Raw genomic sequence first — 23,143 nt, forward strand, 5'->3', positions numbered from 1 at the left:
CTAAGATCAAGGAGTATATTGATCATCAAGAATCGCCCTAAAGGGCGAGGTTTTCGACCCATTTATTAAACCGATAAGCTCCTAGAAGAAAGCTTTTCAGGATGATCGGCTGCTAAAAGTTTTACAGGTACAGGTTGATGAATCAACGTTGGTCAAGCTATGAGCTATATATGAGCTATAGTTCACGCACATCAGCCACTTGACCTTTAACTGCTGCTGCCACCACCATTGCTGGACTCATCAGTAAGGTTCTGCCAGTCGATGAACCTTGACGACCTTTAAAATTACGATTAGAAGAAGAGGCACTAATTTGATCTCCCTGTAGCTTATCAGGATTCATAGCCAAGCACATCGAGCATCCTGGTTCACGCCATTCAAACCCAGCCTGTTCAAAGATTTTATCTAAACCTTCGGCTTCGGCTTCCTGTTTAACTCGTTCTGAGCCTGGCACAACAAAAGCTTTTACTGCTGGTGCTACCTGATGTCCCTTGGCAACTTTGGCTGCTTCCCGCAGATCGCTAATTCTCCCGTTGGTGCAGCTACCAATAAAACAAATATCAACCTTAGTTCCCTTCAAAGGTTTGCCTGGAGTTAACTTCATATAACTATAGGCTTCTTGGGCGATCGCGCGATCGCCTTCAGGTAAATCATCTGCCACAGGAATGTTTTCGCTGATCCCTAGTCCTTGTCCTGGCGTAATCCCCCAGGTAACTGTCGGTTCAATTTCAGCAGCAGCAAATTGAACTACATCATCATAAATTGCATCGTCATCACTGCGAATACTTCCCCACCATTCAATTGCCCGATCCCAAGCCTCTCCTTGAGGGGCAAAATCTCGACCCTTTAGATAATTAAAGGTTGTTTCATCAGGATTGATATAGCCACAACGCGCACCACCCTCAATCGACATGTTGCATACCGTCATCCGTTCTTCCATCGACATCGCAGCAAAAGTAGAGCCAGCAAATTCGTAGGCATAACCCACACCACCTTTGACACCAAGCTTACGAATAATATGCAGAATGACATCTTTGGCAAATACACCGTGAGGTAACTCACCATTAATTTCAATTTTACGCACTTTGAGTTTAGCCAAAGCCAAAGTCTGGGAAGCCAAGACATCTCTTACCTGAGAAGTACCGATTCCAAAAGCGATCGCGCCAAATGCACCATGAGTTGAAGTATGAGAATCACCACAGGCAACCGTCATTCCTGGTTGAGTTAAACCCTGTTCGGGGGCAATTACATGAACGATTCCCTGATTTCCCGAACCGACATTGTAGAATTTGATGCCGTAATCTTGGGTATTTTGTTCTAATGCCTGGATCATCTCTTCTGCTAGGACATCAGCGAAGGGACGAGTCTGATTTTCTGTTGGCACAATATGATCTACTGTGGCGACTGTTCTTTCAGGAAACAATACTTGAAGGTTTCTGGCTCTTAGCATCGCAAAAGCTTGAGGACTGGTTACTTCATGAATTAGATGTAAACCAATAAAAAGCTGGGTTTGACCAGAAGGTAATGTCCCAACGGTATGTAAGTCCCAAACTTTATCAAATAATGTTCCCTTACTCATATAACTATGTTGCTGGTGCTAAAAAAGTATCTGTGGTTTATTTTACAATTTTTGCCCAACGACTTTTAGCTTAAGACTAAATATTATTAATGAGCAGAGTATCAGTGGTTTGTTAGCTAGAGATTGATAAAAAGCTGTCGAGGATGTCTGCGTGGCGGAAGACACAAATGTCTGGGTTGCGATCGCTTCAGGTTCTCCTGTGGGCTTCATAGCAGTAAAACTACACTCAGAGGATAGCATGGGTGAGATATATATGGTCGCTGTCGATCCAGATTTTCAAGGTCAAGGCATTGGCAGCACTTTGATAAAATTTGCTCTGGATTGGATGAAAGATGCGGGGATGTCTATTGCTATGGTTAAGACTGGAGGCGATCGCGGTCATGCGGTAGCACGTCACACCTATGAAAAGCTAGGCTTCGAGCTATTTCCAGTCGCCAGATACTTTAAAAAGTTATAAGTAACCTAAGATGTAAGTGTGCTGAGAGAGACAAAATCGTGAGTCGAATTGTTATTACTACAATTGGAAGTCTAGGAGATCTTCATCCCAAAATTGCGATCGCACTGGAATTACGCGATCGCGGTCATGATGTTGTTTTTGCTACACACCAAGGATATCAAGCCAAAATTGAAGCTTTGGGGTTTGAATTTCACCCTATGCGTCCCGATGGTACAGACGATCCTTTAGAAATAGCACGAATGACCGACAGAAAGACAGGTTCGGAATACGCTGTTCGTAATTGGCTGTTACCAAGTTTGCGTGAAACTTACACTGATTTAATAAATGCTGCCAAAGATGCTGACTTTATGATTGCTGGAGAAATCGTCTATGCTGCGCGATTAGTCGCTGAAAAATTAAGGATTCGCTGGGCATCATCTGCCCTATCTCCCTTTTCATTCCTCTCTGCTTACGATCCATCTGCGATCGCTTTATTCCCTTTTTTAGCCAAGTTACGCGGATTTGGCGTACCAATCAACCAAGTTATCATTCAGTTATTAAAAACAGTTACTAAATCTTGGGCGACACCGATTCACCAACTGAGAAAAGAACTCGAATTACCCCAACTCATTGGTAATCCCATCATTGATGATAAGTTTTCTCCCTATCTGGTGTTGGCGATGTTTTCGTCAGTTTTAGCAAAGCCTCAGCCTGATTGGGCTAAAAACACTGTAATTACAGGATTTACATTCTATGATGGCAACCAAAATAAGACAGAACTTTCCCCAAAACTCCAGCAATTTTTAGATGTAGGTGAGCCACCTCTTGTATACACGCTAGGTTCAGCCAATGTGCTAAATCCTGGTGTCTTTTATCAGGAAAGTATTCAAGCAGCAACACAATTAAACCGTCGTGCTGTTTTGTTAATGGGTGGAAATACGCTTCCAGAAAATCTACCAAAAGATATCATTGCTACAAACTATGCGCCATACTCGAAAATTTTCCCTCACGCTTGTGCAATTATCCATCAAGGTGGTATTGGAACGACGGCTCAAGCTATTCAAGCAGGTCGCCCAACTCTCATAATGCCTTACACTTATGACCAACCTGACAATGCAGCCAGAGTCCAACGATTAGGAACTTCTCGCACGATTCTCCGCGAGCAATATTCAGCATTACGAGTTGCCAAGGAGTTAAGTGAATTGGTAGGCAATCCTCGTTATGCAGCAAAAGCAGCAGAAATCGGGCGTATAATACAGTCAGAAAATGGTGTAGTGGTAGCGTGTGATGCAATTGAGAAACAGCTTGAAGCAATTAAATAAATAGATCGCTCAAGGATTCGATCTTTTTCCTTCAGGCAAAGAAGGATAGGGTTTATAAGGCATGGGAATATATTGTACTGATGGACGAATGTTTTGAGGTTGAGGATAAAATTCCATCAGCTTATAAATAGATTTAGGCAAACCAACTGTAATCGGCAAACCAAGTTCTGTTGCTTCTTCTACAGTAATCGGACAGTCATGAGTAATTTGTCCTGTGGTGAGGGTATCTACAATTTTTTCGATATTTTCTGGTGCAATCTTGGGCTGAGGAATTTCATCTTTAAGTAACGTTCTCACAAAACGTTGTACTTGATTGATGGCTTTGCGCGATAAATCCGCCATGATTAAAGTCTGATCGTCAATTTCGGCGATGGGTTTTTGTTCGACCACTTTAACAATGCTAGCAGCAGCCATGTTCCCTAGTTGAGGATCTACTGGGCCTAAAACAGCATTGGGATCCATGACAATCTCATCGGCAGCTAAAGCAAGCATTGTTCCACCACTCATGGCATAGTGAGGAATAAAGACGGAAACTTGGGCAGGATGACGAATTAAGGCTCTGGCAATTTGCTCCGTCGCCAATACTAAGCCTCCTGGCGTATGCAAAATAAGATCGATTGGGACGTTGGCAGGAGTAAGACGAATTGCTCGTAAGACTTGCTCTGAATCTTCGATAGAAATGTAGCGACTCAGCGGAATTCCTAAAAGACTGATAGACTCTTGTCGGTGAATCAGTAAAATAACTCGACTTTGACGGTTTTGCTCGAATTCTTGCAAGGCGCGAACTCGTCGAAATTCTGTTTGGCGACGCTGCCATAGCGGTTGCAAAGAGGAGATGATTAAAAATACCCAGAATAGATCGAAAATACTAAAACTCATTGTGATCGCCGTTCGTTTTTACATTTTATTTTTACCAAATGGCGTTAGAAAAACGATTCATCTAAAGGTATAAATTACTCTTCCTTCATTGTTTTTAAAAAGTAGTCTTTCGCATATTGCTAGTAACCACCAAGCTACGAGCAAGACTAATAGCAATATTTTCAGTAAAGCGATCGCTTTACTCGGTCGTTTATCTAACTGACACTCTATGTAAGGCAAATTCAAGATTGAAGAGATTTGTAGCATCAACAATAGGATCAATCAAATCTATGGTATCTTTGAATATTCAAAAGTAAGTGTTATACTTAGCTTTGGTGTTAAATGCCTTGATGCTTATAAAGCAGAGGATGTTTTTGACTAAAATTACATATCATATCGCTCTCGTGGCTTAGTGGCAAAGCACCTCCTTGGTAAGGAGGAGATCACGGGTTCAAATCCCGTCGAGAGCTTGTCGGTCTAATAATTTCTACTAAAGCTTTCTAGCTTAATTTCTTTTTTTACTAAGCAGGTTCTTGGCTGAAAACTTGCTTTGTGACCTAAATAATCCAATGTGTAATCCTTACTCACTTCGCTTCCAATTGCCCAAATGACTAAATAGGAGTATAAACCGCATCAACTTTGAAACTGGTACTTTTAAACTGATGGTTGGAGTAGTAGTGGGTAGCAAGTATTAATAAGCTCAAATAATCTATCGGCGATTGCGACTTTGATAGTTCGGTTTTACATATTGGTAAAGAGAAAAATACCAGATAGTATCATTACAGTTCAGAAGTATCACTTGAATTATTTTGCTTAGATACTACTGATTATAAGAGGCTAAGTGGAGGTTAGAGACTTAAAGTGCAAAACTGGTTGCTACAGAATTTAAGCGATGTACTTAATCAAGAATTAGAATTACGAACTACCTTACCTCAAACTGCTTGCTGTTTAGATGTTGAGCAGATAAACGAGAAGCAGCCCCAAAAATATTACAGTCAAAAACATCGTTTAGCAGAGTTAAACGCTCAAAGAGAATGGCGAGGCGCGATCGCTTCTGTCGAAGAGATACTCTTAGCTGAAATTACCAGCAACCAGCAACTAGCATCAGCAGCTAAATCAGGTTTAGTTTTTTCTGCTCCTGTTCCTCTGCTTAGTAATTGTGAACTAGTATCTAATTTTCAGTCGGCAATATTTACCCCAGATGCTTTTAAAGTCAATATGCTGATGCCCTGTCGTCAGTCGCCTGAACCTACAGTCGTGCCAAAAAGTGCAGCAGTAATAGAATTACCTCTAATTCCTCAAGATCCTATTGCTCAAGAACAATTTTGCTTGGTACTAACTGCTAATTTTGGCTTAGTTCTGGTATTAGGCACTGATGCAGAAGGTAATCCTAAATTTCATTTTTCCTTCGATCCTGTTACTCTAAGCAAAGTTTGGAACACCTTGCGATCGCGCTTAGTAATTACTAAATATCATCATTTAGAAGAATTAGATCGCCTAGTTGAACAGTTTGCGCCACCTACTCCAGATTATCAGTTGGTAACTAATTTTAGTCGTCTTTTATTGCATCACATACCCGATCTAGAGTTTCTATCGGCTAATTCTCGCCAGGTTGAAACCGTAGCAGCAACTGCTGAATCAGCACAATCAGTTTTTCAGGATCATGGTGCTACTAGTTTCATGGAAATGGAGCTACTACAGGCACTGACTCACGAAATTCGTACTCCTCTGACTACTATCCGTACCTTAACCAAACTGCTTTTGAAGCGTAAGCAAGACTTTAAACCCAACGTCATCCAAAGATTGCAAACCATTGATCGCGAATGTAGAGAACAGATCGAGCGCATGGAACTGATTTTTCGCGCTGCGGAATTGGAATCTACGTCTCCTAGTGCCAAGCCTGTAGAGCTAGTGGCTTTTTCATTGGAGCAAGTGTTTCAGCAAAGTATCCCTCGTTGGCAAGAAAAAGCCAAACGACGTAACGTAGAGTTAGATTTTACTCTTCCCTCGAACCTCCCTAGAATAGTCAGCGATCCTAGAATGCTAGACACGGTTTTGACAGGAGTAATGGAAAGCTGTACCCGTAGTTTGCCGACAGGAGGACATATTGATGTCAAGATTTCAACGGCAGGAAATCAGCTAAAGTTACAAGTGCTTTCTCAAGCTAGCAACAGTGATAATCCGTTTAAATCTTTGGGACAGTTACTCACCTTTCAACCAGCAACAGGTTGTCTAGGTCTAAATTTAGACGCCACTAAAAATATATTTCAGGCACTAGGGGGTAAACTCACTGTTAGACAACGACAAGAACAGGGTAAAGAACTAACTATTTTTCTTCCTTTAAACAATTCATATCAAACTTCAAAAGTCTAAATAATTAAACCGTTTAATTCTGCACTGTAATCTAATTTTTTGATAAAGCGATCGCTTTTTAGTAAGGCGATCGCTTCTTTTGATCTTAGTAAAAATACTTACTTTTTTGTTACTTAATAATTTATATTTTTCTTCACTTCAAGTTCACAAACTATCATCAAGCAACATTGTTTCTTTACAATCTGAATGAGGTAAAATCAGTGTTTTCAATAATTTACGTTTGGTGTTTATTACTGTTATTGTTGATTTATTAGTAGATACTAAATTAATTTTCAGTTTGAAAATCTTCAATCAATATAGAATTTCCTTTATTAAAAACAGTAAAATAACTCCAATGTTTAAATCGATCAACCTGGTAAAAATTAGTTCGACTGCTCTTTTAGGTATTTTAGCAACAGGAACTTTAATCTCACAGTCTGCAATGGCTGCTCCAGTAAAAATAGATTCACTAGATACTACTCGCGTTCCCGCAACGTCTCGTACAGGTAATGTTTGCGACCAAAATGGAGCTAATTGTGCAATCAAGAATTATGGTACTGGAACGAATATCAAGTTAAATGGATTTAGAGCAGGTGGTCAAGATTATTCAATTTTAAAACTTGTTGATGAAGTCAGATTTCAAAGAGTTAATAATAGTCAAGTTCAAGGTCAAAAACATATTTATTTTTTAGAAAAAGGTAGTAATAACTCTATAGGGAGTTCAATGATTTCTACTATGGAAGATGCTGTTAGAAGCAACTTTATTAATAGTGGAACGGATAATGTATTCGCTAATAGCGGAGGAGTTAATCTTAATAATATTGAGCGGGTTGATTTTTTGATTAACAGCGGATTAATAGTTAAACCAGAATATACAAATGATGCGGGATTTTTGCTCTTAGAACGTGGTGGGAATGACCCTTTCAAAATTGCACCTATTACAGCAATTGATGCTAATGGAAACCCCAGCAGTTTTGGTAATTTAATCAGCGTTCCTGTTAGTACTTGGGGTAGCTCAAACCTCAACATCCTAACGAATGTTTTTCAAAATCAGTCTAATTGGAATGCTCCTAGATTAACTGGTGATATAGGTAGTCAAAATATTAAAGGGGTTTTTATTTCGATTGCTTCTCTAGGAATTGCTTCAAATCAAACAGTTTATGGTTATGCTATATTTCCTGGCGATATTACCTCTAGTAGTGATTTAGTGGGTTTAAGTAATTTTCCTAAGACTACTTCAGCAGACTCAGGTCAAGGAGGATTAGATTTAATCTCTAGCGGTGGACTTTTCATTCCTGAAAATGTACCAGAGTCAGCAGTATTCAAGCCAGCCTCGGCGGTGAATGATATTATTGCCACAAATGAAGATAATAGTGTCAATGGGAATGTCTTGACCAATGACATTGGTGATAGTCTAGTCGTGACCAGTACAGGTCAAAAAACTTTGACATCGGGTGCTAAAGTAAATATTAACAGCAATGGTACTTATACTTATAACCCCAATGGACAATTTGAAGCTTTAGAAACTGGTGTTACTAGAACTGATACTTTTAGCTACACCATGAGAGATGGTAGTGGGAACGTTGGTAGTGCAACTGTAACTATCACAATCAACGGTGCTGCCGATACTCCCGATGCAGTTGAGGATTCTTTCACTACCGATGAAGATACCAGCACTACTGGCAATGTCAAAACTAATGACACAGATCCTAATGGTGACAATCTTACTGTTACTATGGTTAATGGACAAACAGCTAATGTAGGCAATCAAGTTCGTCTTGCTTCTGGTGCTTTATTAACTCTTAATAGTGATGGGACTTTTACTTACAATCCTAATAGTAGATTTGAATCTCTTAATGACGGACAGACTGCCACTGATACTTTTTCCTACACCATTAATGATGGTCACGGTAATACTGATAGTGCCGATGTCACTATGACCATTGATGGAGTTACAGATCCTGTTGTCGACTAGATAAATGACAAATATTTTAATCTAATTAATGACACGTTTTAGTTAGATTATTGGATTAAGATAACTGTAAAAAAGCCCTAAAGGATTAATGATCGCCTTACTCAAAAGCGATCGTTTTTTTGTTTAAATTACCGAACAAATTGAGGCATGATTTCTGCTGCGGTGAACAAGCCAGTAATGCCACGACGATTAAAAGCCATTCCCGCTTTAAGATAGCCAAAAGCAGGGCCACAGACGTTAGCTGCCATACTAGTTTCATCCCCTAAAGTAAAAGTATGGGTAGAGGTTTTGCCTTCAAAAGTACGTCCTGTAACTTTGACATTGGTGCTTAGAGGTTTTTTGGGGTTACGGGTGTCTACCACACCTCCTACAGTAACGCGATCGCGATCGCAAATACCAGCTAGTTCCAACATAATGTCGTCGGCGTGTTCCATATTCTCCAAGGAGATAATGCCATTGGTTTTGTCTAACAAGGCAGCAACTTCTTCATCAGTCATTGCGCTTGCTTTTTCCACATCATATTCGGGCATATGAGCAATATCTTCTCTAATGGTGGCGCGATATGCCTCCCAATTAGCAATTCCTACCCCAAAAGTAATTTTAACACTGTGAATTTCACTATAGCTTTGAGCAGCGATCGCCGCAGCAGCGGTTAATAAGCCAGGAGTTGCACCACAGCCTGTTAGATAGGTAATACCTGCCTGCTGTAAATCAGACTGCAATTCCAGCAATTGTTCTACGGCGCTAGTTCTTTTTAAAGCATCTACCAGCACTCCTTGCCATCCAGCATGGATAAATTGCCGTGCCACATCTGCCATAAAGGTATTGGGTAAGTTAGGTAGAGCAAGAAAATAGCCATCTACGTCAGCATTTTCGACTAAATCTTGGATGCTATTACTACTCAAAACACCCCCAGTCGCTAGATACCCTACAGAATGATGCTTGTCATAGGCAGAAATTGCTGCGTCTATATCTAAACCTGCGGATCTGTAAACATAGCCTTTGTGATCTGCTGCTGCTACCAAGGTCATCTCTTGTTTGGCAGCCAAAATCTTGGCTGCTGCTTGTCCTAAACCACCAAAACCTAATACTCCAACTCTGATCGGATTACCCGCTTGATTGATCATCATCTCTGACTCTAACTTGAATACATACAAGATTGTATAATCCCAAGCTCATAGCTAAGATTAAATTAAAAGTTATTTTTACCGATCGCCAACTACAACACAATTTATTTAATATACAACTTATGATTTTTAAGAGCGATCGCGCCAACCTAGGTGATTGTTTTGGTGTTTGATTATCAAGCGATCGCCTTGTTGTTTGTAGAAGAACGACCTATTATCTGTCATCACCGTTTTATAGTTAAATTATACCGATCTACTTAATTGAAGCTAAAAATTGAGAATCATGACTGAATTGTTAGAGCAAAAATGCGTTCCTTGTACTGGCAGCTTACCGACTGCTACAGCAGCAGAAATTGATACTTACAAAAAACAGCTACCCGACTGGAATCTGATTACCGAAAATGGTGAATTACGTCTACAACGAGTTTTTCAATTTGCCGACTTTAGAGACGCACTAGCTTTTACTAATTTAGTCGGGAATCTTGCAGAGGAAGAAGGACATCATCCTGCTTTACTGACTGAATGGGGTAAAGTGACCGTTACCTGGTGGACTCATGCTATTGGTGGACTTCACCATAATGATTTTATTATGGCAGCCAAAAGCGATGCAGCGTGGAAAGCAAAAGAGTGATGCTCTAACCCCTATACGAGCGTAATACCTGGCTCATTCTCTGTGCCGACCTAAATTTCTATTGCCAATTATTTGCCATTATCGCTCCTGACAGCCAAGATAGTAAGACTTTTAGAGATCTTAATTATTAAAACTAGTTAATATCCATTAATTGCGCAAGTGCGATCGCCAAAAAATCATGGTCGTAATCTTGATCTATTATTTGTTAGCTGTTGTAGGAGAATTCATTGATGAAAATTTTGGTTACTGGCGTAGCTGGCTTTATTGGTTTCCACTTGGCGAAAAGATTGCTAGCTGAAGGCAACCAAGTATATGGGGTTGATAATCTTAACAACTACTATGATGTTGGTTTAAAGCAGGCTCGTTTAAGACAACTGTTGCCCAATCCTCAGTTTACTTTTGAATATTTAGATATCAGCGATCGCCTTTTAACCGCTAATTTATTTACAGCAGGTAAATTTGAAGTGGTAGTTCACCTGGCAGCACAGGCAGGGGTGCGTTATTCTTTGGAAAATCCTCACGCCTATGTCGACAGTAACTTAATTGGTTTTACGAATATTCTTGAAGGTTGTCGCTATAATCCAGTTCAGCATCTAATTTTTGCCTCTTCTAGTTCTATCTATGGCAAAAATACTCAAGTTCCTTTTTCCGTCGCCGATCCCGTAGACAGTCCCGTATCCTTATATGCTGCTACCAAGAAAGCCAATGAGTTGATGGCTCACGCCTATAGTCATCTTTATCAAATTCCCGCGACAGGACTACGTTTCTTTACAGTATATGGACCCTGGGGTCGACCTGATATGGCCTATTATAAATTTGTTCAGGCGATCGCTGAAGAGCGACCTATCGATGTTTATAATTATGGCAAAATGAAGCGCGATTTTACCTACATTGACGATGTAGTGACAGGCATAGTTAAATTAATTCCTCACCGAACCAAATTACACCCTCCCTATAAGATTTATAATTTAGGTAATAATCATCCTGTAGAGTTACAAGAATTTATTGCCACTATTGAAACTTTGATGGGTAAATGCGCCCAGAAAAACTTTTTGCCCATGCAGCCAGGAGATGTAGTTGCTACCTATGCAGATATTCAAGAATTGATGAACGATATTAATTTTAAACCCACAACCTCTGTTGCCCAAGGTTTAGCCAGTTTTGTTAACTGGTATAGCTCATATTATGGTTATAATACCGTCACAGAAAAGTCTTTATCTCCTAAATTATCCACTGCCGTTTAAGACTACAATAATCTGGTCATCTCTGTATATTCAGTTAGTAACTGAGCATTGGAGAGATAGACACCTTCCTGTTGAGGATTCCAGAATAATTCATATTTAATCACTAAGTTTTTTTCTAACTTGCCTAGTTGATTCAATTCTTTAACTAACTGTTCTTTGGTGTTAATTGTCTTAGACACAACAGCTTTAGATGTACAGAGAATGAGAGTGACCACTACATAACTATAGCTTTCTAGAGCATCACTGTTATTAAAGTTGCGATTTTGATTAACTAAACTTGGTGTTTTACGATCACATCTAGTCTTTTCTTGAGCGGTGATAAAATCAAATTCTGGTCTAACTTTGTGTAAAGGAAGAGTTGCCGAAGTATAACTTGCATGGGTCCAATGTCCCTGCTCAATTAGTACCCTAACTGTCTGATGCATCAAATCTACTACATCATGCTCTACCTCTACGCTCATCAGAGTAATTCGATTTAACTCTTCTCTCAACCGAGTAGCAGGAGGAGAAAAGGCAATTTGTAGCTTAGATACCGTTGCTTGATTAACATCTTGTTCTGCTTGCAAGATCGAATCTATTGGGTTGGAATCGGCTAATTCTTGCTGTCGATCGCTATTTAAAATATCATCAGGTTCATCAGGCTTGATCAACAGCATTCTATAGAACAAAAATAGGGGATAGAAAATACCCAAGGGAACAAAAAACAACATGAACAAAGACAGCGAGATCAGCCTAACTAATTTTGCTTGGGTTGTTTTTTCATCCGAGTTAGATGCTGCTAATTTTGTTTGATCTGAATTATTTGAATTATTTGACAAGACATAAAGTTCACTTTGCTGCTTAATAGAAAATGTTACTCTTATATTTTTGTGAGCATCTTGATGAGTTGATTTACTTTCTAATAACGATAGTCGATCATCAAATGTATTTGCCAATGTCGACTCTATCTTCGTCGGCCCTAAGCTATAAGTAGTAGTAGCTAATAAGGTGGCGATTAAAAGCCTGAGATTAGCAGGATTAAAATTATATTTAAACACTTTTAAAAATAATTAGTGAAAGATTTTTTATATTAATAAAAATTTACTGTTTTTATCTGATATATGATGGTTTTCATCAAATTATAAATTAAATTATCCAATTTTCTCTGTCTTTGAATAGAAGCCGTAACTAAAGTGACGGATTTACAGTAAAACTAGTCACTAAATTGCATTCGAATTCAGCAAGATCATGAGGGACAGTACTGTCAAAAAAGTAAGTTCTGTTAGAGGTTAAGTGCGCGTCGCTTGTTTTTTCGTTTCTCTTGCTCGACGACGGTTTAGTTGTCGGACTTTTTTCTCTGGAGTTAAGCGATCGTAACAGCGAGGACAAGAAATATTTGCTTGATAGTGTGGCGAGTTTTTATCTGCTTTAGAAATAGGATGTCCACAGGCATAGCAAAGCTCATGACTACCAAGTTTTAGACCTTCTTTGACAGCAACTCGCTCATCAAAAACAAAACATTCTCCCTCCCACATACTTTCTTCAGGAGATACATTTTCCAAATATTTCAAAATTCCCCCTTTAAGGTGATAGACCTCTTTAAACCCTTGAGATAGCAGATATGCCGAGGCTTTTTCGCAACGAATTCCTCCAGTGCAGAACATTGCTACTTTAGAATTTTCTTGAGGATTCAGATTTTGAGCTATATATTCAGGAAACTCACGAAAAGATTGAGTATGGGGGTTTTGCGCTCGTTGAAAACTACCTATTTCTACTTCATATTCATTTCTGGTATCAATCACAACTACTTCAGGATCGCCGATCACCCGATTCCAATCTTGAGGATCGACATAAGTACCAACCTGTTGGTTAGGGTTAATCTCTGGCAAGCCAAGAGTAACAATTTCTGCTTTTATTTTGACCTTTAGCCGAACAAAAGGAGGTTTTTCGGTTATAGATTCTTTAGATTCTAAATCAGCAAGATTAGGGAGGCTACGAAGATGGGTTAAAACACTGGCGATCGCCTTTGCACTTCCAGCGATCGTGCCGTTAATTCCTTCTGCTGCCAAGATAATTGTACCTTTGACCTCTTGTAATTGACACCAAGCCAAAATTTGCTGCTGTTTAGCTTTTAGATCCGAAATATTAGCGAATTTATAAAAAGTAGCAATCAAATAAGTCATCGCAATTGTAGGTAACTATGATTGAGGAAATTTTTGGTGCTGTACTTCTTGAGTAAAATCTTGAACGGCATCAGTAATGACCTGTTTGAGATTAACATAAGACTTCGCAAAGGGCGGTTGCCTGGAGGACATCCCCAACAAATCAGCGGTCACTAACACCTGACCATCGCATTTATTACCTGCACCAATGCCAATGGTGGGAATAGCTATTTTATCAGTAATAGTTGCTGCCAGATCGCTAGGAATATGTTCTAGGATAATGCCAAATGCTCCTGCTTGAGCCAGAGCGATCGCCTGATCAATAATTATTTGTGCTGATTCTTTGGTCTGTCCCTGCTGTTTGTAGCCCAAAATTCGCACCGACTGGGGAGTCAAACCCACATGACCCATGACGGGAATGCCGATTATCGTTAATTCTTGAACTATATTAACAATCTTCGGATGGCCTCCTTCGAGTTTAACTGCCGATGCACCAGTTTCTTTAAGCACTCTCCCTGCTGCTGCGATCGCCTGAGAGACACTAACTTGATAGCTCATAAACGGCAGATCGCAAACGACCAGGGCATGTTGAACCCCACGGCAAACGGCTTTTGTGTGATGAATCATCTCATCCAGAGTCACAGGTAAAGTACTCGAATGACCCAAGCCGACCATAGCTAAGGAATCCCCCACGAGGATAATATCTACTCCTGCTCGATCTAAAATCCTTGCCAGACTATATTCCCAGGCGGTAAGGGAAATAATTGAACGTCCTGACTGTTTCCACTGAGTTAATTGCTGTAAAGTTACTGCCATTGCGATCTAAGCTGGGTCTAATATTTTGGAAGCTGTTATTTAAAGCTATTGTTTTATTGTAAAAGCTGAAGATTACAACTTAATTATTAGAACATGGCAAAACTTAAATTACAAAATTTACAGAAGAAATATCGTGCTGATGTTATTCCTGTCAAAGATATTTCCTTAGAAATTGATGACGGTGAATTTCTGACTTTACTAGGGCCGTCTGGATGCGGTAAGTCTACCCTGTTACGTCTAATTGCTGGCTTAGAGGCTCCCACTAGGGGAGAGGTAAGTATTGGCGGGCAAAATGTCAATCAGACTGCTCCTGGCGATCGCAATATGGCAATGGTCTTTCAAAGTTATGCTCTCTATCCTCACATGACGGCAGCAGAAAATATTGCTACAGCCTTAAAAATACGCAAGATGCCAGAAGCGGAAATCAAGCGTCGAGTTAATGAGGCAGCTCACAAATTAGAGTTGACCAGTCTGCTCAACCGTAAGCCTGGTCAAATGTCTGGCGGTCAAAGGCAAAGAGTGGCTTTAGCTAGAGCTTTAGTGCGTAACCCAGAAGTGTTCTTATTAGACGAGCCATTAAGCAATCTGGATGCATTATTACGCGAGCAGGTAAGAGCGCAGATGAAACAGCTATTTAAAGAGCAAAACAAGCCTGTAGTCTATGTCACTCACGATCAAACCGAAGCCATGACCCTATCTACCAAGGTGGCAGTATTAAACCAAGGCATGATCCAGCAGTTAGATCCGCCTAGTCGCATCTACTCCCATCCTGCGAATGAATTTGTGGCCAGCTTTGTCGGTAGTCCCCAGATGAATTTGTTAACCCTCAGATGTGAAAACGATAAAGCATTTTTAGGGAAAAATCAGCTTAAATTACCTGCTATGAGCCAAAAAGCTGCTCAAATTGTCTTGGGAATTAGACCCGAAGATGTATTGATTGCGACTGGCGAATCAGAAACAACTATTGTGGGTCAAGTTTATCTAGTCGAACAATTGGGTAAAGATAATCTAGTCAGCGTCAGAATAAACGGCTCGGAAATTACGATTAGAGCTTTGTTACCAAGTGACACCGAGTGGCAAGACCAAACAATTCCTCTAGCAATTCAACCCCAGAAAATTCATTGGTTTGATGTTGAGACAGGCGATCGCCTGTGAATAATCAGAAAGCTATATACTCAATCCTGTATGGCTTTTGGAGTTTATTCGAGCGATCGCGATTGCTCGGGAAAAGAACATTCTACAGTAATTTTGATCGCACTTATTCTCGAACAACATGGTGAATTTAACGTTCAAAGATTACCTGAAGCAATTGATCAAGAGACTAAAAAGCCTTACATTGCTAAAACTGACAAGAGTAAATTAAAATTAGCTAACCTTAAGAAAGCCTTGGTACAGCTTTTTAAGCCAGAGGGTCATAATATTCCCGATACTGCTTTATTCTACTTCTCAGGGCATGGATTGCGAGATACTTTAGGTATTCAAGAAGGTTTTTTAGCGACTAGCGATGTCGAGCCGAATTCAGAATTTTATGGTTTATCTTTGCAATGGTTGCGTCTTTTACTGCAAGAAAGACCCATTAGACAGCAAATTATTTGGTTAGATTGTTGTCATAGTGGAGAATTGCTTAATTTTAACGAAGCCGATCCTGGTGATATTGGTCAAGCTAGAAATCGCAGTTTCATTGCAGCCTCTAGGGAATTTGAACAAGCTTATGAAGATTTAGGCGATCGCTACAGTGTGTTAACTAAAGTTCTTCTAGAAGGCTTAGATCCAAGTCGCTGTACGCAACAATGGGTAACTAACATCAGTTTGGTAGATTTTATCGATAAGAATTTAAAAAATGCCACTCAAAGACCAATTTATACTAGCTTCGGCGCACCAATTAATTTAACTCGGACATTAACAGCAACAGAAACAAAAACAGAAGCTACGGCAGAAATTTGTACTTATAAAGGATTGCAGTATTTTGATCGTGATGATGCTAACTATTTTTACGGACGAGAGGAATTAACCGATCGGCCTACTCAATAAAATCAGACAAGATAATTTTCTCGCCATCCTAGGGGCTTCTGGTAGTGGTAAATCTTCAGTACTCAGGTCAGGATTAGTTCATCAGTTGCAATTTTTTATTTTTTTAAATTATGGGCTAATTGAGTTATTTGACCCATAGCTTGCTTATTAAAGGATATTTATTCGAGACGGATTAGTGTTGCGATCGCGTGTTGGAGAAATTCTAGTTATTTAGAGCGATTATTATTACTGAATAGAATCGTGATAAGGCGATCGCCTTAATTAAGAGCAGAGGGGCAGAGGCGCAAAGAAGTAACAGAGCAATGTTTTTCTTACCTACTACCTACTACCTACTACCTACTACCCATTTGCGAAGCTTATACTAAAGCACTCGCTTCGCATCGTCCGAAGGTGTACCCGTACCCTTTAGGGAATCCTTTAGGGCGTTCGCCCCTACTACCCACTTAACTTACAACCCTCTCCACTTCTGGTTTGGAAGCAATATAGTTAGCAAGCTGAGTGTTAATTTGTTCTTTAACAATAAAGCGATACTCAGTAAAGTGTTCCAAATAAGCACACAAAGTCAGGTAAATCTCAAGCTGGCGGGGCTTTTTAACTAACACCTGAATCAAATTTTTCCAAAATAGCCCACGAGTATTCGCTACTACTCCTTGTTTCCAGAGAATTAAACCTAAAGCACGAATTGTTTTCCAGCTTGGTCTTAAAGACTTAGAGTTTTGTATAGCACCTAGCATCATATAGTAGCGGAAGACTCGCTCCAGATACGCTGCGGGGTCATATAGTTTCCAAAAAGCATTGACATACTCCGTAGCAATATCTTCAATATTTCTCGTGGGGACAAAGTTCATCAAGGTTGTTTGATTAATATTTGCCGAACCGTTAAGTAATCTACCCTCTTTTTCCAGCCTATCCCATAAAGCAGTACTAGGTAGTGCTTGCAGCATACTAAACATTGCCAAGGGAATATTCGTTTGTTCGACAAACTGCACAATGCGATCGCCTGCATGAGGTTTTTCACCATCAAAACCAATGATAAACCCTGCCATTACCTGCATTCCTGCGGTAGTAATTTTATTAATTGATTCTATGAGCGGATCGCGGGTATTTTGAAATTTACTAGTCAAAGCCAAACTGTCTTGGTCAGGAGTTTCAATGCCTAAAAAGACTTTTTTGAAGTTACATTCCACCATTAACTTCATTAACTCATCATCCTGAGCTAAATCTACTGAAGCTTCTGTAGTTAAGCCAAACGGATAACCTTTTTCTGCCATCCAAACTTTTAATTCTTGAAGCAACAACTTAACGTTGCGCTTGTTGCCGATAAAGTTATCATCCACCATGAAAACTGCACCACGCCAACCAAGATTGTAAATACACTCCAACTCCGCCAATAACTGCTCTGGATTCTTGGTACGGGGTTTGCGTCCATAAAGCACGATAATATCGCAGAATTCGCACTGAAAAGGACAACCACGAGAAAACTGTACAGACATGTTATCATAAGCAGTCAAATCCAGAAGGTCATACCGAGGAATCGGTGTTTCTGTCACCGCCGGCTTTTCTGTGGAGCGGAAAATCCCAGAGCGATCGCCTCGCTCAACTGCGGCGATAAACATCGGCAGAGTGATTTCTCCTTCATCCAAGATTAAAAAATCGGCTGCCTCAACTTCTTGGGGAGATGTCGTAGCATAAGGTCCACCCACAGCAACCAGCTTGTTACGGCTTTTTGCTGCCAAAATCTGAGTTAACATATCGCTCTTTTGCACAATCATGCCAGAAATAATTACTAACTCTGCCCAATCCCAATCAGATTCAGTGATTTCTTGAATATTATGATCTACTAGTTTAAACTCCCACGATTGAGGTAGAATGGCTGCCACAGTAATTAAACCCAAGGGTGGCATGAGAGCTTTGCAGTCTACTAGAGCTAAAGTTTTCTCAAATGACCAAAAACTTTTAGGAAATAAGGGGTATAGCAATAAAGCCCGCATAGTAAATGCCTCAGATTAAAAATTCAAAGTTATATAAGCTTATCTTGCCAGAATAAATAACGTCGTTAAAGGTTTATGTAATTCTCGAATAGCGATCTTCACAGTTAGCTCATAAGCCTAATTAATGCTTTGAGGAGGATCAATTAAATTTTTAGAATAATAGCTTTGCCTTGGGCTATTCACTCAAAATAGTTTTAATCTATTACAAAAAAAGTACCTTCGCTCATTTAATTAAATACAATTTTGTTATTGCCTTCAGCTCAAGCTGTTGGAACTATGTGGTAGTTTAGTCACTTTAATTACTCCGTAAAAATACTGATCAAAACATTTTTAAATTTGTTGCCTCATACTAAAGATGGATAATAGTTAAATAAATAATAAAAAAAGACTAACCTAAGGTAGTAACAGAGTAAAATTATTATTTGTACAGTAGGGATCAAGCTTTATTCACTCTTTACGTTTGTCAAAAACGAAATGTTGTAGCTGGTAATGATTTTATGTCAACACATCTAAGCAACATGAAGTCGAAACAAATATTTAACAAGAAACTTCTTAAAAACCAAGTATCCGGCCAAATTTAAAATTAAACTAATGTTATCCTCTCCCACAATATCTACTCCCAAACTTGTCCTTTGCTGCTACGTGAATGCAACTGCTCATGTCGAAGTAATTCGGATTACCAATATTCCTCACTGGAATTTAGAGCGGGTAGTTTTTCCTGGACAACGTTTACTGTTTAAAGCCCCAATTTCAGCCAAACTCGAAATACATACTGGCATGAGCATTAGCTCAATCATTTCTGAGACAATTAATTGCCAAGATTTGATCCTACCTGCCTCATTTCATGCTGAAACAAAAACATCTTGGACAGCCTAGAATTGCATTGATCAACAAGAGAGAGCCTTGAAATCAGTGGAAAGCGATCGCTTTGATTTTGATGTCTCGCCGAGAAAACAATTTAAATTACATTTTGAATGCAAAACTTTAAATGCCAAGCTTTAACTGATAGTTAAAAATAGTAATTAATCCTATATAAAATAACCTGATGTTTTTTTAAGTTAGTTGAATTAATGTTTGATTAGCTCTAAGGCTAGTACAACATTGGGCAGCGTCAACAACTTTAGCAAACTGAGGTATCTTAAAAATTGAATGGCATTTTTAATTTGTAAACTATGAGTAATCCACCTGTAGACTCAAAACAAACTTTAGAGCAACTTCATTGGCGTTATGCCACTAAAAAATTTAATGCCGAGCAGAAAATACCCGAAGCAACGTGGAAAACCTTGGAGCAAAGTTTGGTATTATCTCCTTCATCCTTCGGTTTACAACCTTGGAAATTTTTTGTGATTCGTAATCCTGAGATACGTCAACAGCTTTTACCACACTCATGGGGACAAACCCCTGTTGTGGATGCCTCCCATCTAGTCGTCTTTGCCATCAAAAACAATATTGACGATAGTGATGTTGATCGCTATGTTGAGAGGATGGCTGAAGTACAGCAAAGCGAGCCAGAAAATTTGGCAGGGTTTGGGAAAATGGTTAAAAATTTTCTTCATCAGCCTCCTTATCCCCTTGATGTCAACAACTGGGCAGCAAGACAAGCTTATATTGCCCTAGGATTTTTTATGACCTGTGCTGCAATGTTAGAGATTGACACGTTGCCAATGGAAGGATTTATTCCTGGCAAATATGATGAAGTTTTAGGGCTAAATAGCCAAGGCTATAGCTCTGTCGTTCTGTGCGCTGCGGGATATCGTGCTGATGATGATAAATATGCCGATAGTCCTAAAGTTCGTTTTCCTGTCGATGAAATAATTAACTACGTAGATTAACTTGAACTTATCTAATCTCAATTTGCTCAATAAATATTATGGGTAGTTAGTTAACTACCTTTTTTTCTAGGTTTTCGAGGTTTTTTTCTCGATGCTAGTTGACTATACTTAATGTATATAGACAAAACACAATAAAACTTAAATCAAGCTGCGGGATCATGTAGATCTCACAGAATGCAATTATCCTGATTTACATTCATGCAATCAACTCCAAACCTAGACCAATTTATCCCTGAACCTTTAACTAGATTTGCTTATCAAGGTTTTCAAGAAAGCAAAAAAGCATTTGGTTTTGTTCACAAATTAATCAGCGATCGCTTGACCAATACCGTTCTTCCTGAACAGGCAAACAAAAGTCAACCTCTTGCACCAGAAATATTTGAAAAACTTCAGGTGAAACTGAAAGCATTAGAAGAAAAAGACTGGCAGGATGCCCAGCAAGGTATTTATCCTAGTAGTTTACTCTTTGATAACCCTTGGTCTGATTTTTTTCGCTACTACCCTGAAGTTTGGCTAGATATGCTTAAAATCTGGCAGCGCCTAGACAAGAGAGAATTTCAAAGTTTTGACGCAGCGATTGACCAAGTTGGTTATCCTAAATACTATCTGCAAAATTTTCACTATCAAACAGATGGCTACCTCAGCGACATGTCTGCTAATCTTTATGATTTACAGGTAGAAATTTTATTTAATGGTGCAGCAGATGCTATGCGTCGGCGAATTCTTGCCCCCCTCAAGCAAGGACTTCAAGTGTTTGCTAATCTACCACCTACACAAATAAAAGTTTTAGACGTTGCTTGTGGAACAGGTCGAACTTTGCGAATGCTGAGGGGGGCATTGCCTCAAGCCTCTTTATATGGCGCTGACTTATCTGCTGCATATTTGCGCAAAGCAAATCAATTGCTGTCGGAAATATCTGGAGAACTACCTCAGCTAGTTCAAGCGAACGGAGAAGAGTTGCCCTATCTCGATAACTATTTTCATGGACTGACTTCTGTGTTTTTATTCCATGAATTACCTGCTGCTGCCAGACAAAATGTGATCGACGAAGCCTATCGTGTTCTCCAGCCAGGAGGGGTATTAGTTATTTGTGACTCTATGCAGGCGATCGATTCTCCTGATTTTCAACCGATGATGAACAATTTTCCTGCTATCTTCCATGAGCCTTACTACAGAAATTACACAACGGATAATCTTGAGGAACGTTTAACTAATGCAGGGTTCATCGATCTCAAAGTGGAAAATCATTTCGTTAGTAAATACTGGACTGCATCTAAGCCTTTGTAGTTCTAATGATTGGATTACAATTGTTTAACTATTTAATTAGATTCAAGGCTTAAAACATCAATCACAGTTCACTAGGTTGTAAATGACTACTTTAGTGAAGCTGTGATTTTTAATGTGGATGAGAGATGAACTAAAATTAATAAATACAATATAGTAGTACTTCATCAGAGGCTAGTGACTAACGACAGTGAATGATCACTTTAACAAACTGCTTCAAATTAATACTTCAGGACTTGGCTGCTGGGCTAGCATCATCCTTGCTGTTTTCATTTTGACTAGCGTGGGTTTAGGTTGGATTATCAAAGGCTTTGTCATCTCCGTCGCCCTATTGTTGATCGCTCCTCTAATCGCTTTTTGGGGATTTCAGTGGTGGTTGAAACGTAAACTGATTCTAGCCCAATGTCCTGTCTGTAGTTATGAGTTTACTGGATTTAAGAGTACTGAATTTAACTGTCCAAGCTGTGGTGAAGCACTACAGGTAGAGGCAGAAAGCTTTGTTCGCATAACCCCCCCTGGCACAATTGATGTAGATGCGGTCGAGGTTTCGGCAAAAACGATTAAAGAAGGTAATTAAAGCTAATTAGTTATTGGTTGAAATATCCAAAACAAATTTATGTCGACTTTGAGTGCGATCGCCGACATAAATTTGGTAATAACCTGCTTCCCACACTCCAGAAATTTCTGGTTTTAATCCTGATGTTCCATCACCCAAAACACAAAAACTATCTCCAGAATTAGGACCAATAACCAGCAACGTCGGTTGCCCCCCAGTAGCTTCTACAGTCAAACGCATATAGTCAATTTTTTGGGACAAATTCATTTTGTAGCTTGGGCTATCTGCAATGAAGCCACATCCTTGGCTATTAGTAGAACCACCTGAAAGTCCTTCTATTGTTTTACCACTTTGAGATAATATTAACTTGCTCAAATCATCGCTTGCCACCCCGTTCTCTAAATTAATTAATAATATACCTACGGTTAACAATAAAGCAGAGATCGTATTGAACTTAAATAAACCTGTGATTTGTGAGGTTGAGCATTTAGTTGTTTTCATAGAAACTACCAAAAAATTAAATTGTTAATATAAGGCATAATTAAAAGATATTTAGCGATTTCACCTATAAAATCATCTCTAATTATACTAAATTACTAATTCTTATCCCAAAATACTGTTCCACTTACTTAATAGTCATATTTGTCCAATTTAATTAATCAAATAAATCAAATAATTTTATTTTTTGAAAAAACCATTATTTCATTAGTAAAAATAATTATCCAATATTTAGCAAGATTTTTTTATTATCTTACAATAATGACAATAAGTGTTTTATATCAACATTATTAATAAAGAGAATTTTGTTAACTATATAAGTAGCTGGATGGAATTAAATATAAAATAACGGATTTTTATTTTTCTCCACTACTCCACTACCTCACATAAGTCTTTAAATTAATTATGCCTAGTTACTTATATAGCAGTTTGAAACTCAAAGCAATCTCAAAATTTAGATAAATTATTTATTT

Annotated in this window: 20 protein-coding genes, 1 tRNA gene and 1 pseudogene; 14 read left to right on the forward strand and 8 right to left on the reverse strand. The window is 39.0% G+C overall.

The window, feature by feature from the left end; all coding sequences use genetic code 11:
* Positions 1-175: 175 nt before the first annotated feature.
* On the reverse strand, positions 176-1,576 hold the full coding sequence (gene leuC, locus C7B62_RS12480) for a 3-isopropylmalate dehydratase large subunit (RefSeq protein ID WP_106236517.1): 1,401 nt from the start codon (positions 1,574-1,576) through the stop codon (positions 176-178).
* A gap of 130 nt (positions 1,577-1,706) precedes the next feature.
* Here leuC and C7B62_RS12485 point away from each other — a divergent pair.
* Positions 1,707-2,033 (forward strand): annotated as a pseudogene (locus tag C7B62_RS12485) (GNAT family N-acetyltransferase); the annotation flags it as partial.
* A gap of 38 nt (positions 2,034-2,071) precedes the next feature.
* Positions 2,072-3,334 carry a glycosyltransferase gene (locus C7B62_RS12490; protein ID WP_106236523.1) on the forward strand — a complete coding sequence of 421 codons (1,263 nt, stop codon included), beginning with the start codon at positions 2,072-2,074 and terminating at the stop codon, positions 3,332-3,334.
* Between the two features lie 9 nt (positions 3,335-3,343).
* On the opposite strand, the gene C7B62_RS12495 is transcribed toward C7B62_RS12490, so the two are convergent.
* The gene (locus C7B62_RS12495) at positions 3,344-4,213 is read right to left on the reverse strand and encodes a hypothetical protein (RefSeq protein ID WP_106236525.1); all 870 of its coding nucleotides are present in this window, start codon (positions 4,211-4,213) and stop codon (positions 3,344-3,346) included.
* A gap of 377 nt (positions 4,214-4,590) precedes the next feature.
* Here C7B62_RS12495 and C7B62_RS12500 point away from each other — a divergent pair.
* From C7B62_RS12500 to C7B62_RS12510, 3 genes are all read left to right on the forward strand, one after another.
* Positions 4,591-4,662: transfer RNA gene (locus tag C7B62_RS12500), tRNA-Thr, on the forward strand.
* A gap of 391 nt (positions 4,663-5,053) precedes the next feature.
* Entirely contained in the window at positions 5,054-6,565 is a 1,512-nt protein-coding gene (locus tag C7B62_RS12505; RefSeq protein ID WP_106236527.1) for a sensor histidine kinase KdpD, read from the forward strand.
* A gap of 334 nt (positions 6,566-6,899) precedes the next feature.
* On the forward strand, positions 6,900-8,519 hold the full coding sequence (locus C7B62_RS12510) for an Ig-like domain-containing protein (protein WP_146132092.1): 1,620 nt from the start codon (positions 6,900-6,902) through the stop codon (positions 8,517-8,519).
* Positions 8,520-8,647: 128 nt separating this feature from the next.
* Here C7B62_RS12510 and C7B62_RS12515 read toward each other — a convergent pair whose 3' ends face one another.
* On the reverse strand, positions 8,648-9,649 hold the full coding sequence (locus tag C7B62_RS12515) for a saccharopine dehydrogenase-like oxidoreductase (protein WP_106236533.1): 1,002 nt from the start codon (positions 9,647-9,649) through the stop codon (positions 8,648-8,650).
* Between the two features lie 280 nt (positions 9,650-9,929).
* Here C7B62_RS12515 and C7B62_RS12520 point away from each other — a divergent pair, with 280 nt between their 5' ends.
* Together C7B62_RS12520 and C7B62_RS12525 are read left to right on the forward strand one after the other, a co-directional pair.
* Positions 9,930-10,277, forward strand: coding sequence for a 4a-hydroxytetrahydrobiopterin dehydratase (locus tag C7B62_RS12520; RefSeq protein WP_106236536.1), 348 nt, complete (start codon positions 9,930-9,932; stop codon positions 10,275-10,277).
* Between the two features lie 230 nt (positions 10,278-10,507).
* A complete protein-coding gene (locus C7B62_RS12525) occupies positions 10,508-11,521 on the forward strand; it encodes an NAD-dependent epimerase (RefSeq protein WP_106236539.1) in 1,014 nt (337 codons plus the stop codon).
* Between the two features lie 2 nt (positions 11,522-11,523).
* Here the strand turns inward: C7B62_RS12525 and C7B62_RS12530 are convergent, their stop codons facing one another.
* The 3 genes from C7B62_RS12530 to panB form a co-directional block, all read right to left on the reverse strand.
* Positions 11,524-12,558 carry a DUF1517 domain-containing protein gene (locus tag C7B62_RS12530; protein ID WP_106236542.1) on the reverse strand — a complete coding sequence of 345 codons (1,035 nt, stop codon included), beginning with the start codon at positions 12,556-12,558 and terminating at the stop codon, positions 11,524-11,526.
* 231 nt (positions 12,559-12,789) lie between these two features.
* Entirely contained in the window at positions 12,790-13,683 is an 894-nt protein-coding gene (locus tag C7B62_RS12535) for a rhodanese-related sulfurtransferase (protein WP_106236545.1), read from the reverse strand.
* A 15-nt stretch (positions 13,684-13,698) separates the two neighbouring features.
* Complete coding sequence (gene panB / locus C7B62_RS12540; RefSeq protein ID WP_106236547.1) at positions 13,699-14,478, reverse strand: 3-methyl-2-oxobutanoate hydroxymethyltransferase; 780 nt, start codon at positions 14,476-14,478, stop codon at positions 13,699-13,701.
* A 93-nt stretch (positions 14,479-14,571) separates the two neighbouring features.
* Between panB and C7B62_RS12545 the strand changes: the two genes are divergently transcribed.
* Genes C7B62_RS12545 through C7B62_RS27145 form a run of 3 tightly spaced genes read left to right on the forward strand, consistent with a single transcriptional unit; the run spans position 14,572 to position 16,648 of the window.
* Positions 14,572-15,633, forward strand: a complete 1,062-nt coding sequence (locus C7B62_RS12545) for an ABC transporter ATP-binding protein (RefSeq protein WP_106236550.1) — start codon at positions 14,572-14,574, stop codon at positions 15,631-15,633.
* A gap of 30 nt (positions 15,634-15,663) precedes the next feature.
* Complete coding sequence (locus tag C7B62_RS12550; RefSeq protein WP_106236552.1) at positions 15,664-16,509, forward strand: caspase family protein; 846 nt, start codon at positions 15,664-15,666, stop codon at positions 16,507-16,509.
* Positions 16,510-16,534: 25 nt separating this feature from the next.
* Positions 16,535-16,648, forward strand: coding sequence for a hypothetical protein (locus tag C7B62_RS27145; RefSeq protein WP_370303946.1), 114 nt, complete (start codon positions 16,535-16,537; stop codon positions 16,646-16,648).
* A gap of 304 nt (positions 16,649-16,952) precedes the next feature.
* Here the strand turns inward: C7B62_RS27145 and C7B62_RS12555 are convergent, their stop codons facing one another.
* Entirely contained in the window at positions 16,953-18,500 is a 1,548-nt protein-coding gene (locus tag C7B62_RS12555; RefSeq protein ID WP_106236554.1) for a B12-binding domain-containing radical SAM protein, read from the reverse strand.
* A gap of 591 nt (positions 18,501-19,091) precedes the next feature.
* Between C7B62_RS12555 and C7B62_RS12560 the strand changes: the two genes are divergently transcribed.
* The 4 genes from C7B62_RS12560 to C7B62_RS12575 all read left to right on the forward strand — a co-directional run bounded on the left by C7B62_RS12560 (position 19,092) and on the right by C7B62_RS12575 (position 22,193).
* On the forward strand, positions 19,092-19,376 hold the full coding sequence (locus tag C7B62_RS12560) for a DUF1830 domain-containing protein (protein WP_106236557.1): 285 nt from the start codon (positions 19,092-19,094) through the stop codon (positions 19,374-19,376).
* 296 nt (positions 19,377-19,672) lie between these two features.
* On the forward strand, positions 19,673-20,332 hold the full coding sequence (locus C7B62_RS12565) for an NAD(P)H-dependent oxidoreductase (protein WP_106236559.1): 660 nt from the start codon (positions 19,673-19,675) through the stop codon (positions 20,330-20,332).
* A gap of 198 nt (positions 20,333-20,530) precedes the next feature.
* Positions 20,531-21,619, forward strand: coding sequence for a class I SAM-dependent methyltransferase (locus C7B62_RS12570; protein WP_106236562.1), 1,089 nt, complete (start codon positions 20,531-20,533; stop codon positions 21,617-21,619).
* Positions 21,620-21,806: 187 nt separating this feature from the next.
* Positions 21,807-22,193 carry a hypothetical protein gene (locus C7B62_RS12575; RefSeq protein WP_106236564.1) on the forward strand — a complete coding sequence of 129 codons (387 nt, stop codon included), beginning with the start codon at positions 21,807-21,809 and terminating at the stop codon, positions 22,191-22,193.
* A gap of 6 nt (positions 22,194-22,199) precedes the next feature.
* On the opposite strand, the gene C7B62_RS12580 is transcribed toward C7B62_RS12575, so the two are convergent.
* Positions 22,200-22,673: a hypothetical protein gene (locus tag C7B62_RS12580; protein ID WP_106236567.1), complete on the reverse strand. Its 474-nt coding sequence runs from the start codon at positions 22,671-22,673 to the stop codon at positions 22,200-22,202.
* Positions 22,674-23,143 lie beyond the last annotated feature (470 nt).

The organism is Pleurocapsa sp. CCALA 161 (assembly GCF_003003995.1).
Lineage (GTDB): Bacteria > Cyanobacteriota > Cyanobacteriia > Cyanobacteriales > Xenococcaceae > Waterburya.

What these genes read in the sequence shown, in the direction of transcription:
- C7B62_RS12550 (WP_106236552.1), top strand. Translation starts at nt 15,664, where the DNA reads ATGGCTTTTGGAGTTTATTCGAGCGATCGCGATTGCTCGGGAAAAGAA.
- C7B62_RS12570 (WP_106236562.1), top strand. Translation starts at nt 20,531, where the DNA reads ATGCAATCAACTCCAAACCTAGACCAATTTATCCCTGAACCTTTAACT.
- C7B62_RS12495 (WP_106236525.1), bottom strand. Translation starts at nt 4,213, where the DNA reads ATGAGTTTTAGTATTTTCGATCTATTCTGGGTATTTTTAATCATCTCC.
- C7B62_RS12555 (WP_106236554.1), bottom strand. Translation starts at nt 18,500, where the DNA reads ATGCGGGCTTTATTGCTATACCCCTTATTTCCTAAAAGTTTTTGGTCA.
- C7B62_RS12515 (WP_106236533.1), bottom strand. Translation starts at nt 9,649, where the DNA reads ATGATGATCAATCAAGCGGGTAATCCGATCAGAGTTGGAGTATTAGGT.
- C7B62_RS12545 (WP_106236550.1), top strand. Translation starts at nt 14,572, where the DNA reads ATGGCAAAACTTAAATTACAAAATTTACAGAAGAAATATCGTGCTGAT.
- C7B62_RS12560 (WP_106236557.1), top strand. Translation starts at nt 19,092, where the DNA reads ATGTTATCCTCTCCCACAATATCTACTCCCAAACTTGTCCTTTGCTGC.
- C7B62_RS12525 (WP_106236539.1), top strand. Translation starts at nt 10,508, where the DNA reads ATGAAAATTTTGGTTACTGGCGTAGCTGGCTTTATTGGTTTCCACTTG.
- C7B62_RS12510 (WP_146132092.1), top strand. Translation starts at nt 6,900, where the DNA reads ATGTTTAAATCGATCAACCTGGTAAAAATTAGTTCGACTGCTCTTTTA.
- C7B62_RS12520 (WP_106236536.1), top strand. Translation starts at nt 9,930, where the DNA reads ATGACTGAATTGTTAGAGCAAAAATGCGTTCCTTGTACTGGCAGCTTA.
- C7B62_RS12565 (WP_106236559.1), top strand. Translation starts at nt 19,673, where the DNA reads ATGAGTAATCCACCTGTAGACTCAAAACAAACTTTAGAGCAACTTCAT.
- leuC (WP_106236517.1), bottom strand. Translation starts at nt 1,576, where the DNA reads ATGAGTAAGGGAACATTATTTGATAAAGTTTGGGACTTACATACCGTT.
- C7B62_RS12535 (WP_106236545.1), bottom strand. Translation starts at nt 13,683, where the DNA reads ATGACTTATTTGATTGCTACTTTTTATAAATTCGCTAATATTTCGGAT.
- panB (WP_106236547.1), bottom strand. Translation starts at nt 14,478, where the DNA reads ATGGCAGTAACTTTACAGCAATTAACTCAGTGGAAACAGTCAGGACGT.
- C7B62_RS12580 (WP_106236567.1), bottom strand. Translation starts at nt 22,673, where the DNA reads ATGAAAACAACTAAATGCTCAACCTCACAAATCACAGGTTTATTTAAG.